Raw genomic sequence first — 16,786 nt, 5'->3', positions numbered from 1 at the left:
TTTGCCTAAGGCATTGGGTGATCGAAAAAAAGGCCTTAAATCATTAGCGATAATAAAAATTGAACACCGGTAATTGAAATTCAAAATCACTGTTAGAGCGTAGCGAGTTTGATTTTGAATACGTAAACGATTCAATTTTTTAGCGAAGGATTTACAGCCTTGATCTTTTTGCTTCGTTTTTGCATCAAGGCAAAAATGAAGAGCCATAGCAGTTTGAGCGAAAATGGTAGGTTTATTTTAGACATCCAGTCTTTCATGATACCTGTCAGCCTTAGGACTTTGAATACCGTATAATCAAACCTTATCTACAACCCCAAACCTCCACTTATCACAAAATCCATTACACCTTCTAGGCAGATGAGTATATTTATGATCTTGATTTAAATCTAACCCTTATACTAATGAAGAGATTACTACTTATTCCAGTGTTGCTATTCGCATTTGTTTCGTACGCTCAGGAAAACATTGATGCAGTAGCCATCGAAAAAATCAAAAAGGAAGGTCTTGAAAACTCACAAGTAGAGCAAATCGCCTTTGAACTGATTGATAAAGCCGGACCAAGGCTGTCTAATTCAGCAGGATATGAAAGAGCTGCACAATACGCCATAAATCAGCTAACTGAGTGGGGTTTGGAAAATGCACAGAAGGAGGCCTGGGGTGAATTTGGTCGCGGATGGGAAGTAAACAAAAGCTACATCGCAATGACCAAACCATATTATATGCCATTCATAGCTGTACCGGAAGCATGGACAGAAAGTACAGATGGTGAAGTTTCTGGTGAAGTACTTTTCGTAGAGATTAATAATGAAGAAGATTTTGAGAAGTACAGGGGAAAGTTAAAAGGGGCGATTGTCGCATTCAAACCAAGAGGGGACCAGTCGCCTACTTTTGAGGCAGATGCGTTACGATATACTGAAGAAGACCTGGATGAAATGAATGAACCACGTACAGAAAGAAGGCAATGGACAGAAGATGAAATTGCTGCCTTTCGTAAGCGAAGGGCTTTTGGCACTACATTGAATACATTTCTTAAAGATGAAGGGGTTGCTTTGATTATCAAAGGAGTGAGGGGGCGACACGGCACACTTTTTACCAGCAGCCCGAGAAGCTACGATAAAGATACACCAGCGGGTGTTTGTGAATTGGAGACAGCCCCGGAGCACGTCAATCTTATGGCGCGCCTTGTTGAGAACGGAGTATCAGTGGAAGTGGAAGCTGAAGTGAAAACCACGTTTAAAACGGACGATCTTACAGGATATAATGTAGTAGCAGAGATACCCGGTTCTGATCCTGATTTAAAGGATGAAATAGTAATGTTAGGTGGACATTTAGATTCCTGGCATGGAGGGACTGGTGCAACCGATAATGGAGCAGGATGCATCGTGATGATGGAAGCAGTTCGTATTCTTCAAGAAGCTGGTCTTCAACCTAAACGCACAGTACGCATTGCCTTATGGGGTGGGGAAGAACAAGGAATTTTTGGGTCTCGCAACTATGTGAAAAACCATTTTGGTGATGCTGAAACGATGGCTTTAAAGCCAGAGCATAGCAAAATATCCGCTTACTACAACATCGACAATGGTACAGGAAGAATCCGAGGCATCTATTTGCAAGGCAATGAGGAAGTAGGTCCCATTTTCAAGGATTGGTTTGGCTCATATGATGACATCATGGAGAATACTACCATTACCGTAAGAAATACGGGAGGAACAGATCATTTAGGTTTTGATGCAATCGGCATCCCGGGATTCCAGTTTATTCAGGATCCGGTCGAGTATTGGTCTCGGACGCACCATACCAACATGGATACCTACGAGCGTTTGGTTATTGACGATCTCCAGCAGATTGCTACTATCGTTGCAGGATTTGTTTACAACACTGCAATGCGCGATGAGATGTTACCAAGGGAAGAGATAGAGGCCTCAGAAACCGACTGAGATAAATACCATTGTTTTGCTTTTATAAAGGAGGATTAATAGCTTTAGTTGGTATTGATTTAAATCAATACTTCCTCCATCTAATCTCATTGTGACCTTCAGTTTATTGGTGCAATTTGTTTTCCATTAATCAAACTTTAGATCATGAAAAAGTCAATATCTTCCCTTATTTTTTGCACGACATTGTTTTGTGCATTCATATTATGTCAGTCTACACTTATGGCTCAAACGTCCAGTCAAGTAGTGCCTTGGATAGCAGCTCCTGAGGCAGATAAGTTAGTCAACCCTATAAAAGATAAAGAAGCTGCCCTGAAACTTGGAAAAGAGATATATACCGACGAATGTGTCGTTTGCCACGGCACATATGGCAATGCAGAAACAAACATTGCGAAGACCTTAGAACAGAAACCCAAAAATTTCACGAAAAAGGATTTTATGCAACAATCTGATGGTGCGATATTCTGGAAACTTTCCGAGGGACGTGGCTTGATGCAACCCTTTAAGACGATGCTCACAGAAGAGGAGATTTGGAGCGTAGTAGTGTATGTAAAAGAATTGGCTCAAAATGAAAACTAACTATGATTGGTAATCTCCATTTTTAAGCTTGGGTTTAGATTAAGCAATTGAATTTTGTGCAACAGATACTTACTCACGAAAGGTACTGGTGCAGGCTTGTATTGTAGTAAAGGAAACATTATCACCTAAGGTATAGGCAGGTAGGGTACATTTCTGACCATCTTTTTCATCCAAAATTTTTATCAGGAATTGAAGTATGAATAAGATGGCATTCCTTTATTGAAGAAGTTTTACTGATTTAAAAGCTTAGGAGGATTCGTTAAATAAACCAAAACAAATACTGCTATTGCTCCCCCAGCTTTTACAATACCGGATATTTCCACACTTATCAAACCAGAAATGGTAACGGCAACTCCGGCTGCAGCTATTGAAATCACCACTCGCAAGAGCCATTGTGAAAACGGATTTAAATTGATATTAATGAGTGCTATGATAATCATGGCAATCAAAGTTAATATCCCGAAGGTTATAGCGATAACGTCATAAATAGGCATACAGATATTAAAAATATTAAGTTTACTTCCTGAACAAGATTCGTCCTCTTTACAATTAAACAAGGCTTCCAATTCTGCTCTTTTCGAGTTGATTTCATCCCGCTTTTCTATCATACCATTGCGGATGCCACGCTCGATGCGGGTGATTCTCGCTAAATGATCACCGGACAACAATGTGTCACCATACTGATGATTTAAGTTAATCAAACGTTCAATAGATCTTATCATAAACTCAGAACTCTTTAATTGCTGCGCTATTTTAAAAGCCGAGTCATAATAGGAAACGGCAAGATTGACTGCCGGAGAAGAAACAGAATCGCCTTTAAGGAGAAAATGCATGTAGCGTAAGTTGTCTTGCTGAATCACATCTTCGTATGAAACTGTGAGATCATTTGTGATGATTGGCTGAGTGGTTTTCTCAGATTCATATTTCAATATTTGATAAACCATCCGGCTTTCAAGGAGACTCACTTCATCTTTCGCACGCTTAAATGCCTGAATTGCCTTTATAAAAGCCTCCTCAGTTTTTTCGTTGAACGATTTATCGAATTTATGAAAGTAAATGATTCCTTCATTTAAAAAGTGATTCCCTAATTGACTTTGTTTGTATGCATCATTCGGATCTGAAAATACAATATCCATATCATTTTCCGCACATTCGATCAACTCCATTGCATCATCAAACAAAAACTGATTCCTGTAAAGCTGTGCAACGTCCATTTGTGTACTGTATTTTCCAGTTACATCTTGCGTTTCAATATAAATTGAAAAAGCTTCCAAGTAATTCTCAAGTGCTGAAATAGTATTCCCTTGACTGTAACTCAACCAGGCTAAACTTCTATATATATCACCAAATTCTTTCTCAACTTCAAATGAAGAAGACTCTATTAGTGAGATTCCCCCCAAATATGCTTCACGTGCTTTTCTAAGATCATTCGTTTCTTCAAAAAGAACGCCTTTTAAATTATACAAACTAATTACTCGGGAATCATTTTGCTCAATCAAATCAGGAATGACAAAATCAACACAATGAAAGGCTGAATCTATTTCATTCTCGTAATAATAATTGTAGCAATCGTCGATGGTTGGTTGTGAGTAGCTCTTTACACTTAATAAACTAAAGATTAAAAAAAAATAGATAATTTTATAGAGCATCACCTTGAGCTTTATGCGAAAATATACTCAATCCTCATCAGTAATTTTAGCAATTGTCTTTTTAATTCTGGCTGGAAGTTTTTCTTCACTAATCAGTTGTAATGGAGATATCGATGATTGCCTCTCGTGCAATGATCAATGTACCAATTGCGAGTGCACAACATGTATTCCAATTGACAATTTGAAAATATTTTTTGAAGAGCTGCAGGGAGAATGGGAATTGGAAGAGGCCTTTAAGTGTGATTCAATTGATATACTAGATTACTATGCTGGATTCAACTTGGACCTCTACGACGATGAGGAAACAGAATCAACATATATAGTATTTTTTGCAACAGAATTCGCTTCTCCCGCTTTTCCTGATTCAGGTTTCATTTCTTTTTCAAAGAATCAAAGCATAACAAATATTAACTATAATGCTACGAGAAGCGACGATGTTGACATGGTTTTTCTTGACGTAATAGAAAATGCCCAGATAGATCGGCTGGTGTTTGAAATGCTTGAAGTGGTTGAAGATTGTGATGCTGATGAAGGAAGAATTAGAGACAATACTTTTGGCAAGCGCTCATTTAAGGTTCGAAAACCTAGATAAGAATCTCACTTTTTGTTTAAGGAATAAATTGTTTACAGTGCGTGTACCGTGCGTGTAAATAGATTGTTAGACTAGGCACATTATCGTTTGGTGGGTGTTTGTTAGATTTAAGAATGCCCAGCACGAAAGAAGACCATCTTTACTATTTGCATGAGAAAGGTACATACGTGATTGACAGCAAAATCAAGAACCTACCAGCCTTTTCTGATGAAATGATTGCCATTCTGGAAAAATACGGTCATTGGTTTGAAGCATTGTTAGAAGGAAAGTTGGAGCCGATCAGTGAAAAACAAAAGATGTTTATTAAGGCAGTAAAAAACGAACATCCTTTTTCAATAGAAGAACAAGCATGGGTGCTTTATCAAAAAAGAAAGAGCCTGGAAAAAGGACTCAGTGAGGCATTGAAACGAAGACCTAAAATTTCAAACGATACATTCTATGCTCGGGAAGATGTTACTGATGTAAAAGAATCTCAAGAATAGATAACATGTAGATTCAAAACTCAAGTATTTTGATGCTAATTAAAACATTTATTAAAATCACTATCTAGTATGATTACAGAACTACTCATTTTAATCCTATTCGGAGCTGTCGTCTTATTTATCTTTTTCTACTTAGTTCCTTTCAATCTTTGGCTCACTACGGTTTTTGCAGGAGTGCGTATTAGGCTCTTAGAACTAGTCTTTATGCGCATCAGAAAGTCCCCGGTAAAGGATATTGTTTTTGCACTTATCACCAGTACAAAAGCAGGACTGAGACTTACAAGTGTGGATTTAGAGTCACATGCACTTGCAGGAGGGAATGTCGCTGAGGTGGTAAAGACGATGATCAAGGCAAAGAATAAGAATCTAGCAGTGACTTATAAGGAAGTATCAAGCGCAGACCTGGCAGGAGAGGACTTAGATAAGTTTTTGGAGTTAAAGACGAAACAATCTTCACCAGGATACAAGGAGAAGAGGGAAGCATTAGCAAACAAGATAAGCCATAAGCTTACAGATGATCAAATTGATGACGTGGAGCGATTTCTAGAAAGAATGGCTTAGTCATTTTCCTACTTCCCGATACAAAACTTCGAAAAGATATTCTCCAGCAAATCATCGGTAGTCACCTCGCCAGTAATTTCGCCTAAGTGGAAGAGAGCAGACCGGATGTCCTGAGCTACCAGGTCGTTGCTCATCTGCATGTTGATGCCCTCGATTACACGGTTGAGTGCCTCGTCGGTTAGCTGTAGGCTTTGAAGGTGTCGGGCGTTGGTAACTATCACATCGCTGGAACTTTTAGTTTCCTGAACAAAGACCTTGAGTCGATTCTTCAATTCATCCAGGTGTGTTTTACTTTTAGCAGAGATGAAAACAGGTGATTCTTCTTGAATAGCTTCTTTCAATTCCTTTCTTGCTTCATCTTCTTTATTACCAACTATAAGGTAGGGGACGTTCGATTGCTTTAATCCTTTTATCTGTTCAATAATATCGTGGACATTATCGTTCGCCAGATCAATCATATAGATCACAAGGCTGGCTTGTTTCATCTTCTCCAGCGTACGTTTCACACCGATGCTTTCCACCTTATCTTCCGTTTCACGAATACCCGCTGTGTCTATAAACCGGAACGCAATCCCATCCAGGTAGATGGAGTCCTCAATGAAGTCACGAGTGGTGCCAGCCACATCCGAGACAATGGCTTTTTCTTCATTTAGCAGTGCGTTAAGTAGGGTAGACTTGCCTGCATTGGGTTTACCAGCTATCACGGTAGGGATGCCATTTTTAATCGCATTACCATATTCAAAACTTGAAATAAGCGATTGAATCAATGTCTGGATCTTATTAATCAGATCAGTCAGTCCCTGCCGGTCAGCAAACTCTACATCTTCCTCTGCAAAGTCCAATTCAAGCTCAATCATGGAGGCAAAGTGTACCAGCTGCTCTCTCAGGTTTTTGATTTCATCAGAGAACCCACCTCGCATTTGCTTCATAGCTGTTTGTTGCATGCTGGCATTCTCTGAGGCGATCAGGTCTGCTACTGCCTCAGCTTGTGCCAGATCAAATCGACCGTTCAGAAATGCTTTTTGGGTAAACTCTCCGGGCTTAGCCAGCCGAGCTCCTTTGCGAACTAAAAGCCCAAGGATTTTCTGCAGGATGTATTGCGAACCATGGCTGGAAATCTCGATGACATCTTCTTTGGTGTAGGAGTGCGGCCCTTTGAATAGGGTTACTAAAACCTCATCAATGATCGTGTTTTCATCGTCCCGAATAGTCCCCAGGTGTACGGTATGCGAGTTTACTTTGGTCAAGTCCTTTCCTCGAAATAGCCCGTTCACAATAGGTATCGTTTCAGAACCGGAAACACGGATAATGCCCAAGGCACCCTGCCCGGGAGGAGTGGCTAGCGCTGTGATCGTGTCGTTGATGTGAGACATGGGTGCAAAAGTATAGGAGAAATGGAGATGTTTTTCTTTACTTTCTTCCTTAATGAAGAAAGTGTCTATCACTATCGCTGCATCGCAGCGAATTACTAAAATATCGTGTAGGCTAGCGGGTTAACTTGATTAATGTTGTCGGGTATCGCTGTACCGTCGAATAGGGGGCGTGTATTCCAATATTTCCGCAAATCTACCCGTCTCTAAGCTAGAGAGGGGCTGGGGTGAGTTTGTAATTCAGGAGGCTCTTCATTTTTCTTTAGATGAAACAAGTATCGCAGAGGGAAAAAAATCAAGGCAAAATCAAATCCCGGCCCTTGCACGGGCCTTCCCCGTGATTTTGCCGTGTTTCGTCGTTCCGACGATTAGGATAAGGAAGTATTTCTTATCCTTAGGGTTGTGTAATTATAATAGTTTAAGGTGCGGAGGAAATGAAACCTCTGCGGGCAAGCGACCGGCAATGCGGGCTGATAGCTTTAGAGGTTTCTAGATTTTTCATTTCTTTTCATCAATGGAAAAGGAATGGCCTCCCGGCCTGAGGGAAAGCCGTCAACGTTTCTCGCGGTTGATCCTATGCTGGATAATAGATTTCTAGCTTTTTAGACTTTAAGAATGCTTATGGGTCTGGATAAGTAAAATCAAATCCCGGTCCCTACACAAGTCATCCCCCGTGATTTAGCCGCTTTTCTCCGTACTGGCAATAATGAAGTGTGTTTTCTATAGTTACCGCAAATGCTCTCCTCTCTAAGCTCGAGTGGTCCGATGGATCAGGGGCTGGAGATGAGTTTATCTTTAGTTCTATAAGATTCCCAAGTCTCGCTTTGTTCCTCACTCGCAAGGGAATAGCGGGTAGTTCATGGTTTAGAAGTAGAAAGAGCCCTAGAAGACGACATTGCAGTTCTTAACTCTTATGTGTATTCTGTATCCTTCGATTCTACGATTATGCTAGTTTTTACTCATTTCATTTGCAAATAGGAAATAAATAAGTTTATATTTGTTTTGTAAATAGGAAATAAATAGGACTAAAATGAAACTCGGAGCTTTTGAAGAATTGGTATTGCTGGCAGTAGGGGTGCTGGGTGAAGATGCTTATGGCGTCACCATCAAGGAGATCCTTAAGGAGAAAACCAAGAAGAACCCAAGCATTGGCGCATTGCATTCAGCATTGTATCGCCTAGAGGAAAAAGGTTATTTAGAGGCTTCTGAAGGAGGAGCTACCAGTGAAAGAGGAGGAAGACGGAAGAAATACTATCGTCTTACTACTCACGGCATCAAAGTATTGGAAGAAGCAAATGAGCTACGGATGGCCTTCTCAAGAGAAGTGCCAGGACTAAATCTGAAACCAAGCTCATGAAAAACCAATCCAATCCACCAAAGCTTGCTCGAAAACTCCTTCACTGGTTTTGCTCAGAAAATGTGCTGGAGTTTCTACAGGGTGACCTGGAGGAGCTGTATCATCTTCGGATGGAGCGAAACGGAAGATTCAAAGCAGCCCTTCATTATTTCCTGGATGTATTCAGTGCAATACGTCCCTTCGCATTCAAACAATCAAGGTCAAACTCAAATATTGCTATGTTTAAAAACTTCTACTTCACTTCAGTCAGGAATTTCGCAAGGAATAAGCGCTATTTCCTCACCAATCTCACAGGACTAACAATCGGTCTAACCAGTTTTGTGCTGATTGCCTTCTATATTATAAATGAGCTCAGTTACGATCGTTTTCATACAAAGTATGAACAGATCTATCGGGTGAGTAACGTCGCGGTGATCAATGGCAAGCAGAACAGGGAAGCACCTGCAAGTGCACCACTAGCTGCAGTGGCGGTGAATGATTATGCCGCTGTTAAAAGTGCGGTGAGAATCGTGCAAAGTGATCCAGTCTTGCTAGAAGAAGGTGATCGTAAATTCATAGAAGATGGTCTTTTTTATGTAGACCCTTCCTTTTTTGAGTTTTTCGATTTCAACTTAATCGAAGGAAAGTCGAAGGAGGTCTTTAAGCATCCTCGATCACTTGTTCTTACTACATCTTATGCGGAAAAATTCTTTGGAGACCAGCGAGCGGTAGGCAAGCAAATCCAGCTTGATACCGATTCGTCATTCTATATCATTACAGGAATAGTCGCAGACCCACCACCCAATTCACACATTCAGTTTGATATGCTGGCTTCCCTTAATTCACTTCCGGATGTTGACAAAGGCAATAACTGGATTGGAAATGGAGCACACACGTACTTATTGCTTAGTGAAGGGACAGATATCAAAGATTTGGAAGAAAGCATGCGTGACATCTTTTACAATCACATGGCACCTCAGATTGAATACTATACAGGGCAAACCATCGGTGAGTGGGAGGCTTCCGGAAACTGGGTAGGGTATGAGCTCATGTCGATGAAAGACATTCATCTTAAATCCGATTTCACAAAGGAGCTAACACCAATTGGGAACCTGTCCTACATATACATTTATGCCGTCATTGGTTTCATCATTCTCTTTATTGCCATCTTCAACTATGTAAACATGGCTACTGCTCAATCAGCTACTCGAGCAAGAGAGGTCGGTATTCGAAAGGTAATGGGGTCCAGCTGGTCGCTGTTAGTAAAGCAGTTTATCTTTGAATCTGTTCTATTAGCACTTTCAGCCGGTATATTAGCAGCCTTCCTATCCTATACATTACAGCCATCATTTGAATGGATGTTACAAAAAGAATTGGCATTCGGCATCCTCTCCAGTTTTTGGGGACCTATAGCGCTTATCATCTTTGCCACACTTGTTGGAATTCTGTCTGGTAGCTATCCAGCATTTGTACTTTCCAGATTTCATCCGATTTGGGCAATGAAGAACACCTTGTCACCAGTAGGTACCTCAGGTTGGCTTAGAAATGGGCTCGTGGTTATCCAGTTTGCCGCTTCCATTGTGATTATTATCGTAACACTGGTTGTCTACAATCAGATCGATTACATGCTTACCAAGAATTTGGGTTTTGATAAAGAGCAGGTAATGGTGATTAGACGTCCGGATGCCCTTCAGAATCATCTGGAGACGTTTGAAAACGAATTGATTGCAATGAGCAATGTCAAACAGGTGTCACACACCAAAACCCTGCCCGGAAAGGGGTATGATATTCGATCATATCGTCCTAAGGATAAAGGTGAAACGTTTTTGTTTCCAAATAATCTGGTAGATCAGAACTATCATCAGGTGATGAACATTGAGCTGGTATCTGGTCGTTTTTTCACGGATGAACATAAGCAAACAGATATTCATTCGGTAGTCATAAATGAAACTGCAGCACAAGCTTTAGGATATGATGACCCTATTGGTCAAAAATTGACATCACCCTGGCACATGGATGACTTGGTTACGATCATCGGAGTTGTAAAAGACTATCATGTCGAATCGCTTCATCAGCCGGTATTACCCGTATCGATGGAACTGCTAATGGATGAATCACCACAGTATATCAGTATTCGGCTTACAAGTGATCAGGACGTTAGAAAGACCATTGAGCGTATTGATGAATTATGGGCAGGCTATACCAATGATCATCCGTTTCAGTACTTCTTTATGGATGAGGAATATGAAAAGTTATACCAGAATGAAGCAGCTACTGCAAAGATATTTCTGGTTTTGGCGTCATTGTCCATCTTAATCGCTTGTTTAGGATTGGTTGGACTTATTTCATTCAATATCTCTACACGTAGACAGGAAGTAGGCATTCGTAAAGTACTAGGAGCAAGCACTGCAACACTTGTTTGGTTATTGTCAAATAGTATGGTGCGTACCACGCTTATAGGAACATTGGTTTCATGGCCTGTTGCATACGTTGCTACGGATTATTGGCTTCAGAACTTCGCTGAACGAACCACTATTAATGCATGGATTTTCATTCTTGCCACCGGGATTGTTTTGTTAATAGGTGCATTAGCCATCAGCTTTCAGACAATTAAAGCATCACTTACTAATCCTGTAGAGAGTTTGAGACAGGAGTGATTATCAGTCACTAATGTCATGCTCTTTGATACAGGCTTTTAGAATATATTTTTAATTTAAATGTAACCAATTGGTTTCTTTTTAGTATACTTGTAACCGAAAGGTTTCATATTATGCGAAGAGATGTATTTCAAGCGGTAGCAGATCCAACAAGGAGGGGAATATTAGATATATTATCTGATCAACCACAAAATGTAAACGAGTTGGCAGACAATTTTCAAATGAGTAGACCAGCTGTTTCCAAACATCTGAGAATACTTAAAGAATGTGGATTAGTGTCGACAAAGAAGAAAGGCAGGGAGCGCTATTGTCATGCCAATTTGGATAAACTAGGAGAAATAGCTCTTTGGGTACATCAATATCGCAGATTCTGGAATACACGTCTGGATAAGCTTGAAGCCTTGCTGAAAGAAGAAAACAAATAATTAATTACTACCATGGAGAAATACGGAAAACTTATAGAGGATCACACTTTACAGTTTGAACGCATCCTGCCAGGCCCAATAGAAAGGGTTTGGGAATACCTAACCGATGGAGATAAACGAGCCTTGTGGTTTGCAGGGGGACCTATGGATACAGTTCCTGGTGGAAAAGTCGAGTATCAATTTGATCACAATCGACTCTCGCCAGAAAAAGAAGTAATACCAGAAAAGTACAAAGACCTGGAAGGAGGCATGACCTCCTTGGCAGATGTTCTGACCTACAATGAACCTCATTTGTTAGTTATTGGCTGGGAAGGAGGTGAGGTGACTTTTAAGCTGGAAGAGCAAGGTGATGATGTAAAGCTAACACTAACACATTCTAACCTTAACAGAGATCGGGATGCCCGCATTGGAACTTTCGCGGGGTGGCACACGCATTTAGATATACTGACAGATCGTCTAAATGCAATTGATCCTAAGGCATTTTGGAAAGCGCATAATCGGATGGAAGAAGAGTATGAGAAGAGGGTAGGTTGATAATTATTTTTTAATTCTGACAATCAGTTTATTGGATATTACCTTGAGGTTATCGAAGGATCTAGGCTAAATCAAATCCCGGCCATTGTTTCAGCCAACCCCGTGATTTTGCCGGGTATCGCCGTACCGTCGATTGGGTGGTGTGCATTTCAGGAGTTTTCCCCCTTGAGGGGGTTAGGGGGTGACTTACCGTTAACTCTACGAGATTCCCAAGTCTCACTCGTCCCTCGTTCGCAAGGGAATTAGGATCTATTCCCCCTCGCGACAGTCCGACGTTTCGGGCGGTCCGACGTTTCGGGCGGTCCGACGATTCGGTAGGGGGTGACTTCTATATGGTATTTTCACTTGACAAGGTACCTACTCTGTCCTTCGAGAAGCAGAGTAAAACCAGAAGCCAAACAGCAATAAAAATGCCCCTGCAATGCCATAAGAAAGCGTTCCGCCAATCATAAATACGATCAGCACTCCTGATGCTATCAATCGTACGTATTCGATTGGAATCCAACTTTTGCGATTCTCCATCAAAATACCCAGCTGAGCGATTGACCACATAATGAACCCGGCCATGGTTAACTTGACAGTGAGTGCATAATTGGAATGAGTAAAGAGAAATAACGATGTAAATCCTATTGCAAGGATAAACTGCATAAATACGTACCGAATCATCGGTATATGCGGATGCACATCAAATTTCTGATAGGTTTTCTTATTTACCTCTGGTGCCATTTGATATCCTCCCAATTCAACAGGTTGCCAACCAGGCTTATAGAAAAGCACTTTCAATTTGTTCCAAAAGCCAGGGGTAGCTTTGAACTGATTCGTCATATCCACAATGGGTAAAACATTGGCCCAAACCGGATTCCAGGTGTTTGTTGGCTTAGTGACACCATAGGTCGGTTTTTCTTCTTCTGCCTGAAAAGAACCAAACATCCGATCCCAGATCATCAGCGTTCCAGCATGATTCTTATCGATGTATTTTGGATTCCTACCATGGTGTACCCGATGGTGGGAGGGTGTGTTAAACACATACTCAAACCACCTGGGAAGCTTATCAATTGCTTCGGTGTGTATCCAGAACTGATAAATTAGATTCAACCCTTTTACTATTAGAAAGGCATAAGTATTAAAACCCATCAAAGCCAGGGGTAGATAAAAGACCATAGCAAATGCCCCGCCAAATGAAGCCTGTCGAAGTGCGACAGACAAGTTGTAATCCTCACTTTGATGATGGACTACATGAGCGGTATTCCAAAGAAAATTAATCTCATGACTGGAACGGTGAAACCAATAGTACATCAGGTCCACCAGTAAGAATAAGAGTATATAACTCCACCATGCATTAGGAATGGTGGTAAACGACCAATGCTCATAAACATATTGATACATGGCTATGGAAAGCACACCCCATAAAGCATTCGTCACCTGGGAAGAAATACCACAGCTAATGTTAGATATCGCATCATTGGTTCGATACACTTTCACCTTCTTTACGAGCTGGTAAATGAGCTCAAATCCAATGAGGGTGAAGTAGAGGGGGATGGAAAGTATAACTGGGTTGAAATCCATATTCAAAATTAATGATATGGTCTAACAATTTCTTTCATCGGCTGGTTAGTTTTGCAGTCATGGTAAAAGCGATCAAAGTTCTCAATCGAATTTCTGTACTTCTATTTTCGGCAATCTTTCTCTTGGTGTATGCCTACCTTCCTATAGCAGTTGACTTAGCTATCGATGGAGTAACTCAGGTACATAAACAGAATTTCTTTTATTACTTTTTTGGAGCTTTTGTTGTGATCAATATTCTTCTTCGCATAACAACCAGTCAAGGTACTAAGAACATGAATGAAGAGCTATCAGCTTGGATCAGATCAATAGTATTTATTGTCAATTTCTACTTAACTACGATTGTAGGATTCATCGGAGTACTAAACAATACAAACCATATCAACCCGGAGAGCTATGCATATCTCTCTTATCTTGGGCCCACACTTATTGGAATATGGATTATTGGCTTGATTTTTTTGATAATAAAAAATAAGTAGCAAAGCGCTCAATATCAGCTTATTAAATTGACTTATTTCAAGTAAAACTACCTGATTGCCTTAAGTTGTTACGTGTAAGTATTGGATTTTTATCATTACTTTGGATTCTGAAGATTACTAAATTTATTAGTTAATCTTAATTTCTTAAATAACTGATTTAAAATCAATACTGCCTGAAAATTAGAGGGCATAATAAATTAAAGATAGACATCTGTATGGCTGAAGCGATTTATACCGAGGATAGTATCAAGTCACTTGATTGGAAGGAGCATATTCGTCTACGTCCAGGTATGTACATAGGTAAGTTGGGTGATGGTAGTTCACCCGACGATGGCATCTACGTGTTGGTAAAGGAGATCATAGACAACAGTATCGATGAGCACATGATGGGACATGGCAGAACCATCGATGTGAAGGTGACTGATCATCGGGTCACAGTACGTGATTATGGCCGAGGGATTCCACTTGGTAAAGTGGTTGACTGTGTGAGTAAAATCAACACCGGTGGTAAGTATGATTCAGGAGCATTCCAAAAATCCGTAGGCTTAAATGGGGTAGGAACCAAGGCCGTAAATGCGCTATCCAATTACTTCAAAGTGCAGAGCTATCGGGATGGAGAAACGAAGGTTGCAGAGTTCGAAAGAGGAGAAGTCACCAACGATGCAAAGGTTCAAAAAGCAGAAGGGCGTAATGGAACTCAAATCATTTTTGAACCGGATGATACCGTCTTCAAAAACTATCATTTCATTCCGGAGTACCTCGACAATTTAATGTGGAATTATGCCTACTTAAACTCAGGCTTAACTATCGTTTTAAATGGTAAAAAATACCATTCTGAAAATGGCCTTAAAGATCTACTGACTCGAAAGGCAGATGTCGAAAATCTTCGCTATCCAATCATTCATTTAAAAGGAGATGATATCGAGGTGGCATTGACGCATGCCAACCAATATGGTGAAGAATATTACTCTTTTGTAAACGGTCAATACACCACACAGGGTGGAACGCATCTGGCTGCATTTCGGGAGGCGGTAGTTAAAACTGTTCGGGAATTTTACGGAAAAACATTTGATGCAGCAGATGTACGATCTGCGATCATTGGTGCGGTTGCCGTCAGGGTTCAGGAACCGGTTTTTGAGAGTCAGACCAAAACAAAGTTAGGCTCACAAAACGTAGGACCGGATGGCCCTACCATGCGAACGTTTGTAAATGATTTTGTAAAGAAAGAATTAGACAACTTTTTGCATCGAAACTCAGATACTGCTGATGCTTTACTAAAACGAATCCAGCAATCTGAACGTGAACGTAAGGAGATTGCAGGAATTAAGAAGTTGGCCAATGAACGTGCCAAGAAAGCAAACCTTCACAATAAGAAACTACGAGATTGCCGCATCCATTTCAACGATAAGAAAGGCGATGAAGACAAGAAGAACGAAACGATGATCTTCATCACTGAAGGAGATTCTGCCAGTGGTTCAATTACTAAATCAAGAAATGTGCAGACTCAGGCGGTTTTCTCACTGCGTGGTAAACCTTTTAACTGTTTTGGTCATACAAAGAAGGTAGTGTATGAAAATGAGGAGTTTAATCTACTTCAGCATGCTCTGAATATCGAAGATGGATTAGAAGGATTGCGCTATCGTAAGATTGTCATAGCTACAGATGCTGATGTGGATGGTATGCACATTCGCTTGTTGCTATTGACCTACTTCCTACAGTTTTTCCCTGAACTGGTTAGAAACAATCATATTTTCATTCTTGATACACCGCTTTTTAGAGTGAGGAATAAGAAAGAGACCATCTATTGCTATTCTGAAGAGGAGCGAAGGAATGCGATCGCTAAGCTGGGGAGTAAGCCAGAGATTACAAGGTTTAAAGGGCTTGGAGAAATCAGTCCTGGAGAGTTTGCGGCTTTTATTGGTGATGATATTCGTTTGGATCCTGTTATTCTTCAAAAGGATACCAGTATTCATGACTTGCTCACCTTTTACATGGGCAAAAACACACCGGACAGACAGCAATTCATCATTGATAAGCTAAGGGTAGAAAAAGACCTGATAGCAGAAGTGGAGAAAGAAGTTGAAGTTGCCTAATGGAACGATCTAAATCTCTGACAACACGTGCTTTCCTGATCTACAAGATTACAATAATCGGTTTCCTATGCTTGTTCGTTGGGTTTTATGTATTCACTCATATTCAAAGAGGAGGATGGTTTGGGTATATAATTGGTTTTGGATATCCGATTTTTCTATTGGCTTATTGGTACCCGTCCTTCCTGAAGCGTATGAGATCAATGAAAGAGGTTGCTTATGATTCAGAGAATCTATACGTGAAGGAGAGGGATTATGAGATTCAAATCCCATATCATAATGTAAAGGATGTTGAAATAGTAAGTCTGGACGGACTATACAAATTTAAGCTTTACCAGCATGATCAGTTTGGAGACGAAGTAGTCTGCAAACCATCGATTTGGTACCCTTTAAACTTTAAACGTATAGACGCTGAGTTAAACCGAATTAGATCGTATGTACGAAAAGCACATCACGAGTATAAGGAAGAAATAGACTCTAATAGATCATTGCCAAGTAATTAATTGTATAAATAATGCAAAAAATGATATTTTGT

General features: G+C 40.4%; 15 protein-coding genes. 12 read left to right on the top strand and 3 right to left on the bottom strand.

The genetic code is table 11. From position 1 onward, the window contains the following. Nucleotides 1-401 precede the first annotated feature (401 nt). Entirely contained in the window at nucleotides 402-1,937 is a 1,536-nt protein-coding gene (locus ACOMC3_RS08585) for a M20/M25/M40 family metallo-hydrolase (protein WP_420319130.1), read from the top strand. Between the two features lie 144 nt (nucleotides 1,938-2,081). Further along, a complete protein-coding gene (locus tag ACOMC3_RS08580) occupies nucleotides 2,082-2,513 on the top strand; it encodes a c-type cytochrome (protein WP_420319129.1) in 432 nt (143 codons plus the stop codon). Nucleotides 2,514-2,743: 230 nt separating this feature from the next. On the opposite strand, the gene ACOMC3_RS08575 is transcribed toward ACOMC3_RS08580, so the two are convergent. Beyond that, nucleotides 2,744-4,162: a hypothetical protein gene (locus ACOMC3_RS08575; protein WP_420319128.1), complete on the bottom strand. Its 1,419-nt coding sequence runs from the start codon at nucleotides 4,160-4,162 to the stop codon at nucleotides 2,744-2,746. 13 nt (nucleotides 4,163-4,175) lie between these two features. Here ACOMC3_RS08575 and ACOMC3_RS08570 point away from each other — a divergent pair, with 13 nt between their 5' ends. The 3 genes from ACOMC3_RS08570 (at nucleotide 4,176) to ACOMC3_RS08560 (ending at nucleotide 5,797) form a co-directional block, all read left to right on the top strand. After that, a complete protein-coding gene (locus ACOMC3_RS08570) occupies nucleotides 4,176-4,754 on the top strand; it encodes a hypothetical protein (protein ID WP_420319127.1) in 579 nt (192 codons plus the stop codon). A 113-nt stretch (nucleotides 4,755-4,867) separates the two neighbouring features. Then, the gene (gene maoP, locus ACOMC3_RS08565) at nucleotides 4,868-5,236 is read left to right on the top strand and encodes a DUF413 domain-containing protein (RefSeq protein WP_420319126.1); all 369 of its coding nucleotides are present in this window, start codon (nucleotides 4,868-4,870) and stop codon (nucleotides 5,234-5,236) included. Between the two features lie 69 nt (nucleotides 5,237-5,305). Continuing rightward, entirely contained in the window at nucleotides 5,306-5,797 is a 492-nt protein-coding gene (locus ACOMC3_RS08560; protein WP_420319125.1) for a flotillin-like FloA family protein, read from the top strand. Between the two features lie 8 nt (nucleotides 5,798-5,805). On the opposite strand, the gene mnmE is transcribed toward ACOMC3_RS08560, so the two are convergent. Next, complete coding sequence (gene mnmE, locus ACOMC3_RS08555; RefSeq protein WP_420319124.1) at nucleotides 5,806-7,170, bottom strand: tRNA uridine-5-carboxymethylaminomethyl(34) synthesis GTPase MnmE; 1,365 nt, start codon at nucleotides 7,168-7,170, stop codon at nucleotides 5,806-5,808. Between the two features lie 1,027 nt (nucleotides 7,171-8,197). On the opposite strand from mnmE, the gene ACOMC3_RS08550 reads away from it, so the two are divergent. The 4 genes from ACOMC3_RS08550 to ACOMC3_RS08535 all read left to right on the top strand — a co-directional run bounded on the left by ACOMC3_RS08550 (nucleotide 8,198) and on the right by ACOMC3_RS08535 (nucleotide 12,119). Then, nucleotides 8,198-8,524: a PadR family transcriptional regulator gene (locus tag ACOMC3_RS08550; RefSeq protein WP_420319123.1), complete on the top strand. Its 327-nt coding sequence runs from the start codon at nucleotides 8,198-8,200 to the stop codon at nucleotides 8,522-8,524. Then, nucleotides 8,521-11,160, top strand: coding sequence for an ABC transporter permease (locus ACOMC3_RS08545; RefSeq protein ID WP_420319122.1), 2,640 nt, complete (start codon nucleotides 8,521-8,523; stop codon nucleotides 11,158-11,160). Before ACOMC3_RS08550 ends, ACOMC3_RS08545 begins: the two co-directional genes overlap by 4 nt. 113 nt (nucleotides 11,161-11,273) lie before the next feature. Next, complete coding sequence (locus ACOMC3_RS08540) at nucleotides 11,274-11,585, top strand: ArsR/SmtB family transcription factor (protein WP_420319121.1); 312 nt, start codon at nucleotides 11,274-11,276, stop codon at nucleotides 11,583-11,585. A 12-nt stretch (nucleotides 11,586-11,597) separates the two neighbouring features. Further along, on the top strand, nucleotides 11,598-12,119 hold the full coding sequence (locus ACOMC3_RS08535; protein ID WP_420319120.1) for an SRPBCC family protein: 522 nt from the start codon (nucleotides 11,598-11,600) through the stop codon (nucleotides 12,117-12,119). A gap of 357 nt (nucleotides 12,120-12,476) precedes the next feature. On the opposite strand, the gene ACOMC3_RS08530 is transcribed toward ACOMC3_RS08535, so the two are convergent. After that, complete coding sequence (locus ACOMC3_RS08530; protein WP_420319119.1) at nucleotides 12,477-13,685, bottom strand: sterol desaturase family protein; 1,209 nt, start codon at nucleotides 13,683-13,685, stop codon at nucleotides 12,477-12,479. 11 nt (nucleotides 13,686-13,696) lie between these two features. Here ACOMC3_RS08530 and ACOMC3_RS08525 point away from each other — a divergent pair, with 11 nt between their 5' ends. From ACOMC3_RS08525 to ACOMC3_RS08515, 3 genes are all read left to right on the top strand, one after another. After that, nucleotides 13,697-14,161: a hypothetical protein gene (locus ACOMC3_RS08525; protein WP_420319118.1), complete on the top strand. Its 465-nt coding sequence runs from the start codon at nucleotides 13,697-13,699 to the stop codon at nucleotides 14,159-14,161. 215 nt (nucleotides 14,162-14,376) lie between these two features. Further along, the gene (locus tag ACOMC3_RS08520; protein ID WP_420319117.1) at nucleotides 14,377-16,254 is read left to right on the top strand and encodes a DNA topoisomerase IV subunit B; all 1,878 of its coding nucleotides are present in this window, start codon (nucleotides 14,377-14,379) and stop codon (nucleotides 16,252-16,254) included. Beyond that, nucleotides 16,254-16,754, top strand: a complete 501-nt coding sequence (locus ACOMC3_RS08515) for a hypothetical protein (protein ID WP_420319116.1) — start codon at nucleotides 16,254-16,256, stop codon at nucleotides 16,752-16,754. The genes ACOMC3_RS08520 and ACOMC3_RS08515 overlap by 1 nt, the downstream gene beginning before the upstream one ends. Nucleotides 16,755-16,786 lie beyond the last annotated feature (32 nt).

This window comes from Ekhidna sp., from assembly GCF_965212185.1.
Classification (GTDB): Bacteria; Bacteroidota; Bacteroidia; order Cytophagales; family Cyclobacteriaceae; genus Ekhidna.
The sequence above is the reverse complement of the archived record's forward strand: the minus strand, read 5'-3'. Positions and strand labels throughout refer to the sequence as shown.